This window comes from Ruegeria sp. YTSB088 (assembly GCF_059609825.1).
This window is the reverse complement of the sequence record NZ_JBXWMM010000011.1, coordinates 136,951-156,603: the sequence shown is the minus strand read 5'-3', so window position 1 is coordinate 156,603 and position 19,653 is coordinate 136,951. Positions and strand designations below refer to the sequence as shown.

Here is a 19,653-nt window from a genome sequence, read left to right as displayed (position 1 = left end):
GTTTCCGGGGCATTGTACACAGGTTATTTTACGGATCGGCTGAACCCGCAGGGATCAGACAAAACGATTCACGTAGTTCTCGAGGATTTCCTGACGTCCCGAGCGCGGACTTGGATTGAGATCCTCGGCCAACACCCGCGCTGCAATCTCGTCAAGCCCGGAGGACAGCATTGCCTGCGCCTCAGGCGTATTCCAGCCCGCGTACCGATCAACCAGCGCCTGTTCCAATCCCCCATCTTCGATCATCGCTGCTGCAGCTTTCAGACCCCGGGCACAGATATCCATCCCGCCCACATGCGCGGCGATCAGATCTTCGGCATCGATCGACTGCCGGCGCAGCTTGGCATCGAAATTGGTGCCGCCGGTTGTGAACCCGCCCGCTTTCAGGATGTGGTAGTACGCCACCGCGACTTCGGGGGTGTTGTTGGGGAACTGATCCGTATCCCATCCTGACTGATAGTCGTTTCGGTTCATGTCGATGGATCCCAGCATCCCCTCAGCCGCAGCCACCGCAATTTCGTGTTCGAAGCTGTGACCTGCCAGGATCGCGTGCCCCTGTTCAAGGTTCAGCTTGACCTCATCCTCAAGCCCATATTTGCGCAGGAAACCGATGCAGGTGGCGGCGTCGAAATCATACTGATGCTTCGATGGCTCCTGCGGCTTTGGTTCGACAAGAATAGCACCCTTGAATCCGATCTTGTGCTTGTACTCGACCACCATGTTCAGGAATCGGCCCATGTGATCCAGTTCGGTTTTCATATCGGTGTTGAGCAGCGTCTCGTACCCTTCACGCCCGCCCCAAAGCACATAATTTTCGCCCCCCAAATTGTGAGTGGCATCCATGCATGACTTCACCGTGGCGGCCGCGAAAGCAAAGACCTCGGGGTCAGGGTTCGTGCTGGCCCCTCCCATCCAGCGACGATGGCTGAACATATTGGCCGTGCCCCATAGCAACTTGGTACCGGATGCCTGCATCTTTTCACCGATATAGTCTGCGATCTCGTTCAGCGTGCGCAGATTGTCGGCAAAGTTCCCCTGCTCAGGGCGGATATCAGCATCATGCCAGCAGAAATAGGGCTGCCCGAGGATCTGGAACATCTCAAAGGCGACATCAGCCTTCATCTTGGCCCGGCCCATATCATCTTGCGGATGCCAGGGACGTTCGAAGGTGGGCCCACCAAACGGATCACCACCCTCCCAGGCGAATGAATGCCACCACGCCACGGCAAACCGCAAGTGGTCTTCCATGCGCTTGCCCATGACGATCTCATCCGGATTGTAGTGACGGAATGCGAGCGGGTTCTTACTGTCCTCGCCTTCGAATTGCACCTGTTCAATTCCCTGAAAAAAACCGCTCGTCATCTCGTTTACCTCAATCCGTTTTTTCGCCGGGCTTTTTGCCCAGAATGATCATCGACAACAGATCGTCATCGGTGACATCGGCGATATCAACCGTTCCAACCAACTTTCCGTTCTTCATGACCGAAGCCCGGTCACATAATTCCATCACCGCGTGCACATCGTGGTCGATCAGGAAAATCCCGATTCCCTGCGCCTTGAGCTGTTGGATCAGGTCCGCCACCATCTGTGTTTCGTGCGGGCCAAGCGCAGCCGTGGGCTCGTCCATGATCAGGATACGGGCGTTGAAGTACACCGCACGCGCGATGGCCACCGATTGACGCTGCCCCCCTGACAGGGCCGAGACCGGATCGTTGAACTTCTGAAAGTTCGGGTTCAGCTGTGCCATGATCTTGCGGCATTCCGCCTCCATCGCGGCGTCGTTGACCAGGCCAAAGGGCGTAACCATTTCGCGGCCTAGAAACAGGTTCGAACTTGCATCCAGGTTATCCGCCAGCGCCAGCGTCTGATAGATCGTCTCGATATTGTTGGCGCGTGCGTCGCGGGGATTGTTGATCTCAACCTTGTTGCCGTCGATCAGGATTTCGCCGTGGTCCATCTGATAGGCACCCGAAAGCACCTTGATCAGGGTGGATTTGCCGGCCCCATTGTGCCCCAGAAGGCCCACGACCTCGCCCGGGTAGAGATCAACCGACACATGATCTACCGCCTTGATGCCCCCGAAGGAAATCGAGATATCACGCATTTCCACCAAGGGAGGCTGACCCGATCCGCGGCCCGAAGCCTGGCTTTGTGTTTCTTGTGCTTGCATCATTTCGCCCCCAGACGTTTGCGATAGACGATGTCGATATAGACGGCCAGAACCAGCACGCTGCCGACGACGATGTTCTGAAACGGCGCATCCACGCCGACCATGGCCATGCCGGATTGCAGTGCCTGCATGATCAGCGCGCCGAGGATTGCACCATAGATCGTACCGATACCGCCGGACAGCGCCGTTCCACCGATCACGGCAGCGGCAATCACGCGTAGCTCATCCAGCGTACCGATATCGTTTGAGTGATTGGCCAGACGGGCCGAGGCCACGACCGCCGACAGTGCACAGAGAAACCCCATCAGAGCGAAGATCTTGACGGTCATCATGCGGGTGTTGATGCCTGACAATTCGGCCGCATCCGGGTTGCCGCCTGTTGCAAAGATATAGCGTCCAAAGCGGGTTTTGCGGGCCACAACGGTCAGCGTCACCGCCACAAGGATCAGGATCAGTACCGAAATCGGGATGCCGTAACCAACAACCAGCCCTTCAGGCATGGTCTCGCCGCGCGCTTCAAACATGCGTTCAAGCCGACGTGTCGGGATGGCATAGCTGTTGACGATAAAGACATAGCCCATGATAGCAATGCCAACGATTCCGGCCAGTGTCGCTTCGGCCCATACCGGTTTGACAGGGAACCCGTGAGCGGCTTTGGACCGGCGACCGCTCCACAACGCCCAGATTGCAATAGCCGTGGCCGCGAAGCCGATCAGCAAACTGACCGTTGTGCCCAAGGTCCCATTGGTGCCGCCAAACATCAGGAAAGTGCTGTCCAGCGGGCCGATTGTCTGGCCGTCAGTCATGTACCAGGCAACGTTGCGCCAGACCAGAAACCCTCCAAGCGTCACGATGAAAGCCGGAATGGTCAGATACCCCACCATCCAACCGTGGAACGCACCGATCATTGTCCCGACCGCAAGGCCCACCACCAACGTGATCGCCCACGTCGCGGGGTGGTTCAATCCCATCCCTAACACATTCGGCAACAGCTCGGTCTGGGTCATCGCCATGACGGCGGATGTTGTCGCCAGAAGCGCGCCGACCGAGAGATCGATGTGGCGCATGACGATGATGAACACCATGCCACAGGCCATGATGGCGACCGAGACGGTTTGGATCGACAGATTGAACAGGTTTCTGGGCGTCAGAAAACGGCCGTCCGTAAAGATGTTGAAGCCGATGCACAGGATGATGAAGGCGCCGATCATGCCCAATAGCCGCATATCCAGTTCCAGTTGCTGAAACAGGTTGGCCTTTGCTTTTTGGGGTACCGGCTGAGACGAAGTTTCGGTCATATCCGATCTTTCATGTTCAGCTATGATCTCTGGCCCGGCCATGCGGGCCAGAGATGTGACAGTTTGGAACTAGGTTTAGTTACAGGGTGCGGGGCCGTTTTCGACGCCCTGGCACAGGTCTTCCAGCGGAATCCAACCAGCATCGACCACGACAGACAGGTTGTCTTTGGTGATCGGTACAGGCGCAAGGAAGACCGAGTTCATCTCGGTTCCGCCCGGCGAGGTCCAGCTGATGGCGCCTTCAATATCCTCAGGGCTGGTTCCGCTGCTCAACGCAACTGCTATTTCACCGGCAGCCTTGCCCAGCTCACGCGCATCTTTCCATACAGAAACGGTTTGCGTGCCCTTGGCGACCCGGTTCAGCGCCGCATGATCACCATCTTGACCCGAGACAGGAATGCCTTCCATACCCTGCGCGGTCAGCGCGGCGACAACGCCGCCAGCAGTACCGTCATTCGAGGCCACTACGGCATCAACGTTGTTTTCGTTCGCAGTCAGGATCTGTTCCATGTTGCGCTGCGCGTTCGCAGGCAGCCAGCCGTCGGTATAAGCTTCACCCACGATGACGATATCACCGCTGTCAACGGCGGCTTGGATGATCTCTTGTTGACCCCCGCGCAGGAAGTCCGCGTTCGGATCCGTGGGCGAGCCCTTGATCATCACATAGTTGCCTTTGGGCATCGCTTCGAACACCGCGCGCGCCTGCATCCGGCCAACTTCAACGTTATCGAATGTCAGATAGAACGCACGGTCATCTTCGATCAGACGATCATACGCGATAACCGGAATGCCTTCGTCTGCCGCTGCCTGCACTGCCGGGCCGATGGCCTGAGAATCCTGCGCCAGAATGATCAGCGCATCAACGCCCTGCGCGATCAGACTTTCAATATCCGATAATTGCTTGGCGGAAGAAGATTGCGCATCAGACGAGATGTATTCGGCACCGCCCGCTTCCAGTGCAGCCTTGATCGCCGCTTCGTCGGTTTTCCAACGCTCTTCCTGGAAATTCGACCAGCTTACACCGACCGTGGGCTCTGCAAATGCAACTGTCCCCATCAGGACTGCCACAGCAGAGGCGCTGAGTATTCGTTTCATGATTTCCTCCCGGTTTCAATGAGCCATCGTTTCATGATTCGTGGCCCCGATAATTCTGAGTAGCATATTTATTTCAGTCGGTAAAATATTTATGCTATCGGTAACAGAAAAAACCACCTAGGTTGAAACAGGGATTAGATTCGCGAGGGCAAGATGCTGAAAAGCAAAGCTTCTTCAAATGCCACGGACCAAAGGAACATCACTCGCCTGCGCGTATTGGAAAAAATCCGGGCCAAGGGGACCATTTCACGAATCGACATCGCCAGCGCGTTGGAAACCAGCCCTGCGACCATCACAACCGCCACTGCGGATCTTCTGTCTGCTGGTCTGATTCAGGAAATAGAAGGCGAAACACCTTCCAAGTCGGCGCGCCGCGGCAGACCGCGCGTACAGCTGAAGCTCCATGGCGCGTCGCATCTGATTGCGGGCGTGAAAGTCGCCCGCCAGCAGGTTTCAGTCATTCTCGTGGATTTCGAAGGAACCGAAATCACTTCGTACACACATCCGCTGGACGAAGCCCGCATGGCCCCGGATGCGTTTGCCAAAAAGATTCGCGCCGTGCTTGATCAGGCCTGCGCCTCAGCAAACCAATCCCTTGCAGATTTGTCCGGAGTCTGCATCGGCATCGCCGGCCTTATTGATGCAAAGCAGAACTTTGTGCATTGGTCATCTTCCCTGACGGAACGAAATGTGGATCTAAGTTCTCTTTTGTCCGAGGTGCTGCCCTGCCCTGCCTTCATCGAAAACGACGCCAATCTGGTCGCAAAGGCGGAACAGCTTTTCGGATTGGGGAAGGGGCTGAAGAACTTTTTGGTTGTTACGATCGAGCACGGCATCGGCCTGGGTATTGTTCTTGACGGCAAGCTCTATCGCGGTGAACGCGGATGCGGAGCAGAATTCGGGCACCTCAAAGTTCAGTTGGACGGTGCGTTGTGCCAATGCGGGCAGCGCGGATGCCTGGAAGCTTATGTGGGCGAATACGCCCTGATCCGCGAAGCGACGATCGCCAGTGAAGCGACAGATCCCCGCACCCTTGTTGATATCCTCGCAGCAGCAAAAGCCGGCGACGCCCGATCCATTTCCGTTCTGGCCCGCGCGGGCCAAATGTTCGGCATGGGGGTTTCGAACCTGATCAATCTGTTCGACCCCGAGTGCATTATCCTGTCCGGTGCCAGAGGCAGCTTTGACTACCTGCACTCGGAAGAGGTGATGACCCGTGTCCAAAACGGTGTTGTCAGCGTTGACGCGCCGTTGCCCGAAATCAAGGTAAACCACTGGGGTGATTCAATGTGGGCGAAAGGGGCAGCGGCGTATGGAATTGAACAAGTCTCTATCCTAAAGGTCAGGGAACTGGCGGCTCATGCGAACTAAGATAGCAATCCTGCTTACGGTGACTTCCGCTGCCGCTGCGGACACCGTTCCACCGCGCTTTCAAAAGGTGGAAACCCCCGGCCATGTTTACGATGGCGGCTGGGAACATTTCGTGGGCGGGGGTGTTGCAGTCTTCGATTGCAACAATGACGACCGCCCTGAATTGTTTGTGGCAGGCGGATCGAACCCAGCGCAACTATTCATCAACACATCCGGCGCAAAAGTCAGTTTTCGCTCAGAAACACCTGACCAGTTATCCTTGTTTCATGTGACCGGTGCATACCCGGTGGACGTTGATGGCGATGGGCTTCTGGATCTGGCGGTCTTGCGCGTGGGCAAAGACCTCTTGCTGCGCGGCAAACCGAACTGCGCATTCGAGCCCTTTGCGGAACTGAACTTTCAATCTCAGGACCATTGGACCACCGGCTTTTCCGTGGCTTGGGAAAGCGGGCAAACCCTGCCAACACTGGCCTTTGGGACCTATGTCGACCGAAGCAATCCGGATGGACCTTTTGAGGCTTGCGGACCAACTCTGTTGTACCGCCCGGAAGGGAGCGAATATGGCGACCCTGTCCATTTGGAACCCGGTCATTGTTCCTTGTCCATCCTGTTTTCCGACTGGGCGCGCACGGGTCGCGCGGATCTGCGTGTCAGCAATGACCGCCACTACTATGTGCGTGGCGGCCAAGAACAACTGTGGGCCATGGAAGACTCCCCGCGCCTGTACAGCGAGGGCGATGGATGGCTTCCCTACTCAATCTGGGGCATGGGAATTGCCTCGCGGGATTTGACCGGTGATGGGTTTCCCGATGTTTATCTGACTTCCATGGGGGATCAGAAATTCCAGGTTTTCGATCCCGCAACGGATGGGCCGACATGGCGGGATGCAACCTATGACCGAGGCACTACCGCACACAGGCCGCATGTAGGAGAAGATGGCCGCCCCTCAACCGGCTGGCATGCTCAGTTCGGGGACGTCAACAATGACGGGCTGGACGACATTTTTGTCGCGAAAGGCAATGTTGAGCAGATGCCCGACGCGGCGCAAACCGATCCCAATAACCTGTTGATGCAGGCCGCCGACGGTCAGTTTGTCGAAACAGCATCACAAGCTGGTGTCGCGTCCATGGCAAAGTCCCGCGGCGGGGCCCTGGCGGATTTCAATGGGGATGGGTGGTTGGATTTGGTGGTGGTCAATCGTGGCGCGGACCTTGAGGTTTTCCAGAATGAACCGACCTCTGGCAACTGGCTCATGGTTGATCTTAGTCAGAACCACCCCAATCAAGCGGCGGTCGGCAGTTTTATCGAGGTCAAATCACCTGCCGGCATGCAAACCCGCGAAGTTACCATTGGCGGAGGACATGCAAGTGGAATATCTGGGCCCCACCACTTTGGTCTGGGGGATGCCGAGACCGCAGAGGTACGGGTGATCTGGCCAGATGGCGAACACGGAGACTGGCAGCCTGCCGACCCCAACCGAGTAGTCCACCTCCAGCGCTGATCACTGATCCACGGACAATCCGCTGGGAACTGATTGCGGCACGCCCAGCCGCACTGCCGGATCTTCCAGCGTGCCCAGGAAACTCAGGATGGCGTCGACCTCTTCGTCACTCAGGCTGATGGAAACCAGATCGTTTGACGCCGCGATAGCCTCAATATGCCGGGCGTCCAACAAAGCCTTTTGGTCCTCTGCCCCGGAAAACTCGGGCAGATCAGCCTTTTCGATTGAGTAACTCCGCAAGGCGGCAACCGGGTGCAGGTGATGGCGCACGACATCTTCAAGCTGCGCATAGGCTCCGCTGTGGCCATATGGCGCCGTCAGGGTCACGTTGCGCAATGAAGGCGTGCGAAACGCGAACGCATCATCCTTGTCGCCCGTGACGCGTAGTCGCCCTTCATCCCGCACATGGTTTTCGAAACGCGCTGCTTTTCCTGGACCGATCTGAGGCATGGCGATCGAATGGAAACGGTGATCGGTCTGGAACCACCCGGAATGGCAGGCGCTGCATCCAGCCTTTCCGTAAAACAGTTCCATCCCCAGTTGCGCCTGATCGGACAGCGCGTCATCGCCTCGCATCGCTCGGTCAAAGAGGCTGTTGTCAGCCCGCCATTCAAACGCAATGAAATCGGCAATGACATTGGCAATTGCGGTAAAGGTGATGTCTTCTCCGGGCGCGATGTCGTCAAATCGCTGTTTGTATTCCGGTATCGCGGCCACCCGCGCGGCAATCAGATCCCAGGCGCCACCCTCTTGTGTGAGCAAGCCGAGACGCACGGCCTTGCTGACTTCGTTTTCAGAATAATGTCCCGCCATTTCGTCAGGTGACAGCACCGGGAACATCGCCTGCGCCGCCAAGGCCGACTGGAACCCCGGCCTCATATGTGTCCCCAACGGGGTTCTGATGCCATTGGGCCGAGAAGGATCCGCCTCGAGGCGGCCGTCATGGAAAAACGTCGTGAATTCCAGCGCCCCGAGATTCCACATCGCGGGCGAGTTTCGCGGAATACGCTGCTCGGGCATGTTATCTTGAGTGAGCTTACGCTTTCCCCCCAGCCCGGTTCCACCTTCGCCGATACCCAGCGAGAGCCCGTCAGACGTTCCCAGTTTCGGATGATGACAGGTTGCGCAACTGATGTTCCTGTTCCCCGACAGGATCGGATCATAAAACAGCATTTGCCCCAACTCTGCGTTGGAAAGGTCAGGTTCGATAAACTCAGGGCGCGAACCAAGGTCTTGCGCCTGAGCAACTGAAAGCGTCAGCCAGATGCCCACAGCACTCGCAGCAATCTGGATCCTCATGATTGATCCTCGGGAATTTCAAGCGTCAATGTTTGTTGATACGGGTTGTCCGGCGTGTGGATGACGGACGGGAACGCAGGGATGTTCACGGCGTTCGGATATCCTGACGGTTCAATACACAGCCCCGCACCCGGGCTAAATCGGCCGGACAGATGTGCCCCGGTATAGACCTGTGCCCCGGGTTGATCTGAATACACGTTCATCCTCAATCCCGAAGGTGCCCTGACCTCTGCGACCGGATGGTCATGGGTTCCACTTTCATCAAACACAAAAAAATGGTCCAGTTCGCGCCCCTCCGCCCCGACGGTGCGTGACAACGCGAAATCTGGCACACTTTCGCCGGCACCGGAGATATCTCCGGAAGGAACTGAAAGCGCGTCCAATTCCAGCACCCGGTTCGATCTTAGCCTGAGCAGGCAGCCCAGGATATCCTCCGGACAGCCCAGAGTGTAATAATTGTGCTGCGCGATGCTGATCGGTGTGGGGCGATCCGGTCGCGCCCTGATTGTATAGATCAGACGCGGACAGGTCAGTTCGACATGCACCTCGAATTTGACTTCTCCGGGAAATCCGCCTTCACCGTCAGGTGAAGTCAAGGACAGAACCGCCTGATTTGGAGAGGTTTTCACGATATCCCAGTATTTGCGTGACAGCCCGCTCGGACCACCATGCAGCGTGGTCGGCCCTTCGTTTGCTGTCAGGTGATGAACGCCCCCTTGCAATGAAAACTGCGCTCCGCCGATGCGGTTGGCTACACGCCCCACAATTGCGCCGAGGTAAAACGGGTCCGACAGGTAATCCTGCGGGTTTTCGTAGCCCAATATCAAGGGTGTTTTGCCAAGCCACCATCCTTGCGTGCTTGCGCCATAGCTCAATACCGAAACGGACATGTCACCGTCTTGAAGTATGACTTGCTCGACAGGCATAGACTTTGGATCAGCCATCACCGCGCAGCCAGAGGGGACAGAGCGGCATAGTACTCGCGATACCGCTGGTATTCCGCCTCGTAAGCGTTGGACAGCTCGACACGTGGTTCAACACGCTCAGCGACTTCCGGGGAAAGCATGACATCCTCGGGGTCGGCGCCCTGCACTGCACAGGCAGCAAGACGTGCCGCGCCGATGGCGGCACCGAACTCACTTCCCTTGGGCAGAGCAAGCGGTGTGTTCAGAACTGTGGCCAGTGTCTCCAGCCAAAATCGCGACCGCGCCCCGCCACCGACGACCAGCAAACTTTCGGGCTTGGTGCCCGTACTCTTGAGTGCCTCCAAACAATCGCGCATCGCAAAGGAAACTCCCTCCATCACAGACTGGGTCAGATCAGCGGATTCCGATGCGATATCCAGGCCCAGGAACGCTCCGCGTATGGTGCTGTCGTTATGCGGCGTCCGTTCACCGGACAGGTACGGAAGGAAGGTGATCTTTGATGGCCCCTTCACCGAATCCGGCAGTTCCGATGCCAGCGTGCCGACGGGTTGACCGAGGTTACGGGACAGCCAGTTGAGACTGTTGGTGGCCGACAGGATCACACCCATTTGAATCCAGCGATCCGGGACTGCATGACAAAAACAATGAACGGCTGTTTCCGGCGCAGGCGCATAGCTTTCCTTCGCGACCAGCAACACACCCGACGTGCCCAATGACAGAAATCCGCTGCCCTCGCCGATGCTTCCGATGCCGCAGGCCGCTGCCGCGTTGTCACCGGCCCCGCCGGCAACCACGACCGGCCCGGTCAGGCCCCATTGCTGAAGGATCTCTGATCGCAGTTCTCCGCCTGCTGAACTGCCTTCAACCAGCTCTGGCATTTGATCCCGGCGCATATGGCTCAGATCCAACGCAATGTCTGACCATTCACGTTCTCCAACATCCAACCATGCCGTACCGGCGCTGTCGGACATGTCACTGACGTAGGATCCGGTGAGCCAGAAACGCAGATAATCTTTCGGAAGCAACACCTTGGATGTCTTCGCAAACACGTCAGGCTCATGCCCGCGCACCCATTTCAGCTTGGGTGCCGTGAAACCCGGAAAAACGATATTTCCGGTGATCGAGCGCATAGAAGCCAGACCATCCAAATCCGCAGCTTCCTGCGCTGATCTCGTGTCGTTCCAAAGGATACAGGGCCTCAGCACCTTGCCATCCCGATCCAGCAACGTGGCACCGTGCATATGGCCGCTCAGACCGACGCCGCGCACCGCGGAAAATGCGGCACCGTTCAGTTCACGTAATTGGGCAACGACGTTTTGACAGGCTTCTACCCAATCGGACGGATCTTGTTCTGACCAACCGGGGTGCGGCGTGGATGTCACAACACCTGCTTCGGCTTCGGCAACGACGTTGCCCTCTTCGCTGACCACAATTCCCCGAAGACCTGACGTCCCCAAATCCAGACCGAGATACACGCGTTTTCCCCCTTAATGCAGCACAGGCTGATGGTGCCATCAAGCACTTGGAACCTATGTCAGACCTTATCAGCGCAGTTTGCGCTAACATATCAAGGCGACGCAAGAGATGGCACTTAATTTTATGAAGACCCTCGCAGAACGCGTGGAGTCATCGGCACACACGACCAAGGTTTAATTCAACTAAGCTGGGCCCGAAAATTTTTCGAATTGTCTGACGCTGACTTTACGTAAACAGTTCAAGCAGTTCTGGGTTTACTGATTTCATGCTGACGGTCCGTCTGAAAACGAAATCAGTCGCAAGAGGGAATTCAGCGAATGAAATCACATGCCAAGGTTGTTGTCGTTGGTGGCGGATGCGTCGGGGCTTCGGTTCTTTATGGATTGACGCAGCATGGGTGCACCGATGCGATCATGCTTGAGAGAACCACGCTGACCTCCGGCTCCACCTGGCACGCGGCAGGTCTGCTGGTCACCTTTGTGCGGTCCCACAACGTTTCGAAGATGACGATGGAGACCATCCGCATCTATTCCGAAGTCGAAAAGAAAATCGGCGCTTCGGTCGGGCTGCGCAAAGTGGGGCAGCTGCGCGTCGCCAATACGCAGGAACGCTGGGACGAATTCCTGTCCTATGCCTCGATTGCCAAAGCTGCCGGTGTGCCTTGCAAACTTTTGACGCCGGAGGAAATCGCCGAACTGCACCCTCTGCTCAACCAATCGGAAAATATTCGCGGCGGCATCCTGCATACCGAGGACGGCTACGTGAACCCTGCCGACATCACCATGGCAATGGCCAAGCTGGCGCGTGAAAAGGGCGCCAAAGTGTTTCAGAACACCGAAGCGCTGGCCTATGGAAAACTGGAAAACGGTCATTGGAAGGTGACAACCAATCAGGGGGAGATCACTTGCGAACATCTGGTCTTCGCGACTGGAAACTATGCCCGCGAGAACGCGCGCCGTGTTGGCCTGGATCTGCCTTGCATTCCAATCGTTCACCAATACTGGACAACGGAAACCGTTCCCCTTCTCAAAGAACGCCGCGCGCAAGGGTTGCCCGAGTTCCCGATCCTGCGGGATGAAGATTACGGCGCCTATCTGCGCGAAGACGTGGGCGGCATTCAGTTCGGCCCTTATGAGTTCTCCAAAGACCTCAAGCTATTCGCCGAAGATCGTGTGCCGCCTGACTTTGGTGCCGACCTCCTGCCCGAAGATTTCGACGCGGTCGAAGCGCAGTGGGAACGTGCCATCGAGCGGGTTCCAACACTTGGTGAGGTGGGTATCAAGGCCAACACTCGGGGTCCGTTCCAGATGACACCAGACGAGTTGCCGCTTGCGGGACCCGCACCGGGGCATGAAAACCTGTGGCTGGCCGAAGGCATGCCCGGCGGCATATTGTGGGGTGGCACTGTTGGTGAACGCCTGGCCCGCTGGATTGTAGATGGGGATCCGGGCATGGACATGTCCGAACTCGACCCGCGCCGTTTTTCGGATTACGCGTCCAAGCAGTGGACCATGGACAAGGTGCGCGAAACGTGGGGGACCCACATGAACGCGCACATTCCCGGAGAAGATTTTCCCGACGCGCGCCCGATGAAAACGATGGGGTCCTACGATCTGCTGAGCGCGCATGGCGCCGTCTGGACCAGCTTCAACGGATATGAGTTTCCGCGCTGGTTCGCCAAATCGCGCGAGGAAGCTGTTCCGGAACATTCCTTCCGTCGCACCAACCACATGGAACGCGTTCAGGAAGAAGTGCGCACCACCCGTGACGTGGCCGGGTTCATCGAGATGTCACCGATGACCAAGTTCACCGTGCGCGGACCGGGGGCCGCCAAATGGCTGGATGGCCTTATGGCGAACAGGCTGCCCAAAGTGGGGCGAATGACCCTGTCGCTTTTGTTGAACCAAAAGGGCGGCATGGATGCTGAATACACGGTCGTCCGCTATGCCGAGAATGATTTTTACCTGGTCTCCACCCCGAACTGGCGCGCCTACAACTGGGATCAACTGCGACGTTTGCTGCCCAATGACAGCTCTGTTCTTCTTGAAGATGTTTCAGAACAACTGGGCGTGATTGCTCTGGCAGGCCCCAAGGCACGAGAGATCCTGCAACCGTTGACCGACAATGACCTGTCGAACGAAACCTTCCCCTGGCTTTCTGCGCAAATGGGTGAAGTGGGTTACGCCAAGGGCGTTCATCTGCTTCGCGTGTCCTATACCGGCGAGCTGGGGTGGGAACTGCATCACCCGGTCGGTTACAACCGCCATCTTGTCGACCTGCTGTTGAAGGCCGGTGTGAAACCTTTCGGGCTTGAGGCACTGGAATCCATGCGCCTTGAGAAATCCTATCGCGCCATCAATCGCGAGATTTGCAAGGACATGACGCCATACGAGGCCGGCCTCGACCGGTTCGTGGTAACCGAAGGTCGCGCTTTCATAGGCAAGGCCGCTCTTTTGAAACAGAAAAAGGAAGGCACGCACCGGCGGCTGGTCACGCTGAAACTGCCCTTTGGCGAAACGTCGGTGATGTTTGACGAGAGTGTCTACGCTCAGGGCAAGCTGATCGGCCGAGTCACCTCGGGCGGGTTCTCTTATTATTGCAACCACGACATTGCGATGGCACTAGTGCCGCAGAACATGACGGCGCCCGGTACGAAAATGCAGGTGCTGGTCCACAATGAAATGCGCGACGCCGTGGTCATTGACACATGTGCTGTCGATCCCGCAAACACTCGCGCCCGCGCATGAGTGCTAAAACATAGAGACTGGACTCGAACTGATGACCGAACAATCGACAAAAACGCTTTCTCTTGCTGAAGTTCGGGACTTGGCCAAATCAGTTCTTGTTTCTGCCGGAGTGGATTCACGCAGCAGTGATATTCTTGCTGATATCGTCACCCGGTCTGAACGGGACGGCCCGCGCAGCCACGGGTTGCGCATGTTGCCAGTCTATGTCCAAAGCTTCACGTCCGGCTATGCCAACGGGCACGCGACGCCCAAGACCGAAAAGGTTGCCCCGGGCGTTTTGCGCTGTGACGCCGACAACGGGTATTATCAGGTTGCAGCGGCTGAAGCCCGCGAGGATCTGATCGCGATGGCACGGGAAAACGGCATTGCCGCGTTCACTTGTACAAACTGTCACCATCTGGGTGCCTTACGGTTTGACACCGAACCCTTGGCCGAAGCAGGTTTGGTGGCTTTTGCCGTGATCAACTCATTGTCCATGGTGGTTCCGCAAGGTGGGGTTCGCCCGGTATTTGGCACCAATCCCATGTCATTTGCCTGCCCACGCGAAGGCGACGCGCCGGTGGTCTGGGATCAGGCCTCGTCCATGGTGGCCCTCATGGATATCCGCATGGCCGCTGCCGAGGGGCACGACCTGCCCCGCCCTGCCGGTCTTGACCCCCGGGGCGAGCCCTCCACCGACCCGAATGCCATCCTTGAAACCCGCAGCCTGTTGCCATTCGGAGAGCATAAGGGGGCCGCGATCGCCTTCATGGTTGAGGTGTTGGGCGCAGCACTGGCCGGTGGAACCCTGTCCGTGGACAACGAAGAGCGCGAGTCCTTCGATGCCCTGAACATCAAAGGTGGTGCGACCCTGATTGCAATTGATCCCAGCCGGTTCGGCAACGCGGCCTTCAACGAATATGTCGCCCGCATCTGCGCCGAGATTTCCGGCAACGGTTCCGCCCGGGTTCCGGGCGACGGTCGCCTTGCAAAACGGGCAGCCGCCGACGCCCATGGCATCGAAGTGAGCACCGAGGTTCTGGACGCACTCTGCTGAAACTGAAGTCACCGGCTATCGAATGGCCGGACAGCACCTACCCAGCTTGCCAACCGCGCCACTCAATGGCCGCCGAAATAGGCCTCGAGCAAGCGTTTGTCATTTCTCAATTCGTCAGCTGTACCCGACGTCTGCATCCGCCCGGACTCCAGCACATAGATGCGGCTGGCAAGCGACAGGGCAAAATTGGCATTCTGTTCCGTGATGACGACGGTCAGCCCGTAGTCCTTGTTCAGCTGACGGACAACTTCAGCAATCTCGTGACAGATTTTCGGGGCTAGGCCAATTGTGGGCTCATCGACAAGCAGCAGTTCCGGGCTGGTCATCAAGGCCCTGCCAAAGGACACCATCTGCCTTTCCCCGCCGGATTGAGTCGACGTCTCCTGGCCTTCCCGTTCTTGCAGGCGCGGGAAAAGACTGTGCACCATTTCAAGATTGCTTTCGATGTCGTCTCGTGCGGTGAAGGCCCCCACCATCAGATTGTCGCGCACTGACATATAAGGAAACAGGTTGAACCGCTCGGGCGCATAGCCAACCCCATGGCGCACGATTTCCGAAGGGCTTCGACCGGCAAGGCTGTGCCCTCGCAAGCGGATGTCGCCTTCGACTTTCACGAGGCCCATGATGCTGTCCAACAGGGTGGATTTACCTGCACCGTTCGGGCCGACCACGGCGACAATCTCACCGGGCTGCACCGTGATCGAAATATCTGTCAACGCCTGGGCCTTGCCGTAAAACGCAGACAGGTTCTCGATTTCCAGATAGGACATCAGACGCTCCCCAAGTACGAGGCCTGAACGGCCGTGTCGTTCATCACGTCGCTGAACGAGCCTTCGGCAATCATGGTGCCCCGCTCGATGGCGATGGCGCGGTCGATCAGCGGTTCCAGCGCTGGCAAGTCATGGCTGACGATCAGAAAGGTCATCCCGTCCCTGCGCATGGATTGTATGAGATCGGAAATCTGCGCGATTTCACCGACTGTCAGACCTGCAAACACCTCATCCAGCAACATGACACGCGGCGCCGTGGCCATGGTTCGGGCCATTTCGAGCTTGCGCAAATCACCCATAGCCAATTCGGACGGTGAACGGTTCAGATCCGTTTCCGTGAATCCGACACTCAGCGCAAGTTCCTTTTCCCGTTCCGTATCCGGACGCGAAACGATCATACGCCAGATGTCGTCCGGCATCAGGCCCACCCTGATATTTTCTGCAACACTCATGTCACCAAACGGACGCGGAATCTGATAGGTCCTGCTGACCCCAGCCCGAATACGTTGCGGCGTCGACAGCGCTGAGATTTCTTGCCCGAACAGCTCGATTGTACCGCTGTTCTGCCGCAACTCACCCATGATCTGGCTGAAAACCGTTGTCTTTCCCGCGCCATTCGGTCCGATCAGGCCCAGCGACTCTCCTTCTTGGAGGGAAAAGGACAGATCATTCGTGGCTACCAGCCCGCCAAACCGTTTGACAAGACCAGACACTTTCAATGCAACGGTCATGTCAGCCCCCCTTTCCGCAGCCGTTGAAAGCCGCGTTGAGCAAGTTCAACCAATCCCTTTGGCTGATACATGTAGAGAAGCAGTGCGATAGCACCGTAGACGAAATACCGTTCTGCTCCGGGAAGCACGGGACGCAGGTACTCCAGAAGGAACGTCATGAAGAACGCACCGATCATGGGGCCGATAATGGTCGATGTTCCGCCCAGCAATGCCGCAACTATGATGGTGAAGAGAAAGTTGATGTCGAACAGCGCCCGCGGTGCAAGCGAGCCAAGGTAGTGGACATAAAACGCCCCTCCCAGCCCGGCGACAAGAGCGCTGGTCAGGAACGCAAACGCCTTAAGCCGCGTGGTGCTGAGACCTGAACCACGAACGCTTTCTTCATTCATTCCGATTGCAGCCAAAGCGGTCCCTACCCGGGTTTTCATCAGCAGCCACATGCTGACTGCAACACTTAGCATTAGCGCCGTGGACAAATAATATCCGTTGGCCGCGCCACGTGTGAGAGTTTGAATTCCCGACATACCACGTGTGCCGCCGGTCAGATCCGGGCGGATCACCTGAACCAGCTGATAGAGCAGTTCCATGAAGGCCAGTGTGACCAGCGCGAAGTAGCTGCCGCGAATGCGCAGAGCGGGCAACAACACAATAAGACCCGCGATCATTGTGACCAACACGGCCAAAGGGATTGAGATTTCGACCGGCACGTCAAACCGTTTGGTCAGGATCGCAGTCGTATAAGCTCCGATACCGATCAGGAAAGGGTGGCCGAAACTCACGTACCCCGTCTTTCCCGACAGCACGTCCCAGCTGATGGCGAAGATGGCCAGATAGTTGGCAAAGATCATCGTGCGCAGCGTGCCGTTCGAGACCACCTGAGGCAGCAGCAACATGCCCGCGATCAGGCCGCCCCAGAGAACATAGTGAAACCAGCGCAGGCCCATATTATAACTCCTCGCGGCCAAACAGGCCCTGCGGCCGGGTCACCAGCACGCCAATAATCAGCAGCATGGTAAAGACGCCGCGCAGTTCCGGCGCCAGGGTGGCGACAACGATTACTTCGAGAAATCCGACGATATGGGCGACCACAAGCGTACCTATGATCGATCCGATACCCCCCACAATGACGACGGCCACCGAGATGATCAGAGGTGCGACCCACATTGACGGCGATAACTGCGTATAGCTGGCGAAGAACACGCCGCCCAGCGCGCCCAGTGCCCCCGAGATACCCCATGTGATCAGGTTGATCCGATCCGGATCGATCCCGGAAATCGCCGCCCCTTTGGCGTCCATCGACACCGCCTGCATCGCCCGCCCTGTATGGGTCAGACGTACAAAGGCATACAACCCCAACAAAATGGCCCAGCTGATCAGCGTCGCGATCAGGATATTATAAGTGACGGATGCCCCGGCCACGTTGATCACGCCCGGTACAATCGGAAGCAGGATCTTGCTGCTGTCACCAAAGACAAGAACGATCCCCGCCTGAATCACGACCGCAAGGATCAGCGTCGAAATTTCGACCGCCACGTGATCCCCTTTGAGCGTCTTGACGATAAGGCGATATTTCAGAACCCCCATCAGAACGCCCAGTAGGACGGCCACCACCACGCCCATCAGCTTTGGCATTCCCAAGGTCTGAGACACCCAGAAATACATGTATCCGCCGACCATCAGATAGGCACCGTAGGCCAGGTTCAGGACACGCCCGATGCTGAAGATCAGCGTGAAACCCATTGCGATAAGCGCGTAGAGACCGCTGAGCAAAAGCCCCTGGATCAGTATTTGCAACATGTAAGGATCCCTGGCTGCGGGTGCGCGCCCTCGCGCACCCGTTTCAAGCTAAGCGAACGGACAGGTTACTGCTTGACCCAGCTTGGCAAAGTGAATTCACCCGTCGCGTATTTCTCGGGGTAGACAACGGCGGCGGTGCCGTCCTCGTACCACTGGACCACAACCATTGACGGTGCGGCATCATCAAACGGCTCGGACAGATCAAAACGGATATTGTGCGGGTACGTCCGGCCGGTCACAGGCTCTACCTCGTCATCACCCCAGAAGGCGTAGCGCAGCCACAGCTGGCCATCCAGCTCAAGAACCAGATCCTGTTTCTTCATTGCATCGGCCCAGCCTTCGACATTGTCGAAACCACCGGCCTCCTCGGCTGCGGCCATGGCCTGTTTCAGCCCATGATAGGCATTGAACCCGTTGAAATGCGGCAGCAGCGGACGACTGTCATACTTGGCCTGATAGGTGTCGACAAATTCCTGGCTGGCCGGATCAAGCCGAAATCCAACCGAAGGAATTGGCGACAAGGTCGAGATACCGCCCCCGGCACCGCCCGTATCTTCCCAATACTCCATCCCTAGTGCAGCGACGTTCACACCCGTCATCGCCATCGGCACCTGAAGCTTCACATATTGCGATGACACAACCTGCGAATTCACCGACGAGACCTGATAGATGAAGTCCGCCCCGGTATCTTGCGCGCGGCTGAAGATCGGAGCGAAATCGACGGTGGCAACGTCATAGGTAATGATGTCCTTGACCTCGATGCCGGCAACCGGTGCAAGCGCTTCGGTGACAAGGCCGGTGATTGCCTCGCCAAAGGCAGTATCTTCCGCCAGAATGACAACGGAATCCCACCCCATCTTTTCCTTCAGAACATCCGCGCCAAAGTTGATGTACAACGTGGCTAGCGCCTCATCCGAGGCGATGTTCATGAAATAGGGCGCCATGCCCTCAGGGTCTTCGACAACCATGTCGATGATGCCGATATAGGATGTCCAGGTGTCCAGCGTTGGAATCCGGTACTCCTGCATTCGAGGCAGCCATCCCAGCGACACATCGTCAATCGAACCCGAGATGATGAAATCAACCTCTTCCGTTTCCGCAAGGTATTCATAGGCCCGGATGCCTTCGGTCGGATCCTGTCCGGTATCTGCCGAGACCAGGGTGATCTGTTCGCCCATCACGCCACCATTTGCGTTGAGCTCTTCAATCGCAATCTCGGCCCCGCGCAGGGTCGACAATCCTGTGTCCGAAGAAAGCGATCCAATGAATCCTACCTTGATTTCCGCTCCGGCCGCCGAGGCCATGAGCGCGATGCATGTTCCGCTGAGCAGCGCTGTCTTGATCATCACATTAGCTCCCTGTGTCTCATTATGCCTTTCTTGTATTCTGTATACAGTACACAAGAAGATGGTTCGATCAAATCCTTTCTTGAAGAC

16 protein-coding genes are annotated in these 19,653 nt (G+C 57.2%); 4 read left to right on the top strand and 12 right to left on the bottom strand.

Going from position 1 to position 19,653, the window contains the following annotated elements:
* Positions 1–54: 54 nt before the first annotated feature.
* From xylA to xylF, 4 genes are all read right to left on the bottom strand, one after another.
* On the bottom strand, positions 55–1,362 hold the full coding sequence (gene xylA, locus AC2FFA_RS17465) for a xylose isomerase (protein WP_496720067.1): 1,308 nt from the start codon (positions 1,360–1,362) through the stop codon (positions 55–57).
* A gap of 10 nt (positions 1,363–1,372) precedes the next feature.
* Entirely contained in the window at positions 1,373–2,170 is a 798-nt protein-coding gene (locus tag AC2FFA_RS17460) for an ATP-binding cassette domain-containing protein (protein ID WP_299897210.1), read from the bottom strand.
* Complete coding sequence (locus AC2FFA_RS17455; protein ID WP_117872798.1) at positions 2,170–3,468, bottom strand: sugar ABC transporter permease; 1,299 nt, start codon at positions 3,466–3,468, stop codon at positions 2,170–2,172. Before AC2FFA_RS17455 ends, AC2FFA_RS17460 begins: the two co-directional genes overlap by 1 nt.
* A 75-nt stretch (positions 3,469–3,543) precedes the next feature.
* Positions 3,544–4,563: a D-xylose ABC transporter substrate-binding protein gene (gene xylF / locus AC2FFA_RS17450; RefSeq protein ID WP_117869447.1), complete on the bottom strand. Its 1,020-nt coding sequence runs from the start codon at positions 4,561–4,563 to the stop codon at positions 3,544–3,546.
* Positions 4,564–4,716: 153 nt separating this feature from the next.
* Between xylF and AC2FFA_RS17445 the strand changes: the two genes are divergently transcribed.
* Together AC2FFA_RS17445 and AC2FFA_RS17440 are read left to right on the top strand one after the other, a co-directional pair.
* Complete coding sequence (locus tag AC2FFA_RS17445; RefSeq protein WP_496852557.1) at positions 4,717–5,934, top strand: ROK family transcriptional regulator; 1,218 nt, start codon at positions 4,717–4,719, stop codon at positions 5,932–5,934.
* Positions 5,924–7,435 (top strand): CRTAC1 family protein, encoded by a 1,512-nt coding sequence (locus AC2FFA_RS17440; protein ID WP_496852556.1) that lies wholly within the window; start codon positions 5,924–5,926, stop codon positions 7,433–7,435. Before AC2FFA_RS17445 ends, AC2FFA_RS17440 begins: the two co-directional genes overlap by 11 nt.
* Here the strand turns inward: AC2FFA_RS17440 and AC2FFA_RS17435 are convergent, their stop codons facing one another.
* Genes AC2FFA_RS17435 through xylB form a run of 3 tightly spaced genes read right to left on the bottom strand, consistent with a single transcriptional unit; the run spans position 7,436 to position 11,135 of the window.
* Positions 7,436–8,734 (bottom strand): cytochrome-c peroxidase, encoded by a 1,299-nt coding sequence (locus tag AC2FFA_RS17435; RefSeq protein ID WP_496852555.1) that lies wholly within the window; start codon positions 8,732–8,734, stop codon positions 7,436–7,438.
* Positions 8,731–9,660, bottom strand: a complete 930-nt coding sequence (locus tag AC2FFA_RS17430) for an aldose epimerase family protein (RefSeq protein ID WP_496852567.1) — start codon at positions 9,658–9,660, stop codon at positions 8,731–8,733. The genes AC2FFA_RS17435 and AC2FFA_RS17430 overlap by 4 nt, the downstream gene beginning before the upstream one ends.
* A gap of 17 nt (positions 9,661–9,677) precedes the next feature.
* Positions 9,678–11,135, bottom strand: coding sequence for a xylulokinase (xylB, locus tag AC2FFA_RS17425; protein ID WP_496852554.1), 1,458 nt, complete (start codon positions 11,133–11,135; stop codon positions 9,678–9,680).
* Between the two features lie 318 nt (positions 11,136–11,453).
* Between xylB and AC2FFA_RS17420 the strand changes: the two genes are divergently transcribed.
* The gene (locus AC2FFA_RS17420; RefSeq protein WP_496852553.1) at positions 11,454–13,883 is read left to right on the top strand and encodes a GcvT family protein; all 2,430 of its coding nucleotides are present in this window, start codon (positions 11,454–11,456) and stop codon (positions 13,881–13,883) included.
* Positions 13,884–13,914: 31 nt separating this feature from the next.
* Positions 13,915–14,919 carry an Ldh family oxidoreductase gene (locus AC2FFA_RS17415; protein WP_496852552.1) on the top strand — a complete coding sequence of 335 codons (1,005 nt, stop codon included), beginning with the start codon at positions 13,915–13,917 and terminating at the stop codon, positions 14,917–14,919.
* A gap of 62 nt (positions 14,920–14,981) precedes the next feature.
* Here AC2FFA_RS17415 and AC2FFA_RS17410 read toward each other — a convergent pair whose 3' ends face one another.
* The 5 genes from AC2FFA_RS17410 to AC2FFA_RS17390 all read right to left on the bottom strand — a co-directional run bounded on the left by AC2FFA_RS17410 (position 14,982) and on the right by AC2FFA_RS17390 (position 19,563).
* Entirely contained in the window at positions 14,982–15,689 is a 708-nt protein-coding gene (locus tag AC2FFA_RS17410; protein ID WP_117869455.1) for an ABC transporter ATP-binding protein, read from the bottom strand.
* Positions 15,689–16,420, bottom strand: coding sequence for an ABC transporter ATP-binding protein (locus AC2FFA_RS17405; protein WP_496852551.1), 732 nt, complete (start codon positions 16,418–16,420; stop codon positions 15,689–15,691). Before AC2FFA_RS17405 ends, AC2FFA_RS17410 begins: the two co-directional genes overlap by 1 nt.
* On the bottom strand, positions 16,417–17,364 hold the full coding sequence (locus tag AC2FFA_RS17400) for a branched-chain amino acid ABC transporter permease (protein WP_496852550.1): 948 nt from the start codon (positions 17,362–17,364) through the stop codon (positions 16,417–16,419). Before AC2FFA_RS17400 ends, AC2FFA_RS17405 begins: the two co-directional genes overlap by 4 nt.
* Before the next feature lies 1 nt (position 17,365).
* Positions 17,366–18,217 carry a branched-chain amino acid ABC transporter permease gene (locus tag AC2FFA_RS17395; RefSeq protein ID WP_496852549.1) on the bottom strand — a complete coding sequence of 284 codons (852 nt, stop codon included), beginning with the start codon at positions 18,215–18,217 and terminating at the stop codon, positions 17,366–17,368.
* Between the two features lie 65 nt (positions 18,218–18,282).
* Positions 18,283–19,563 (bottom strand): ABC transporter substrate-binding protein, encoded by a 1,281-nt coding sequence (locus tag AC2FFA_RS17390; protein ID WP_299635737.1) that lies wholly within the window; start codon positions 19,561–19,563, stop codon positions 18,283–18,285.
* Positions 19,564–19,653: the final 90 nt, after the last annotated feature.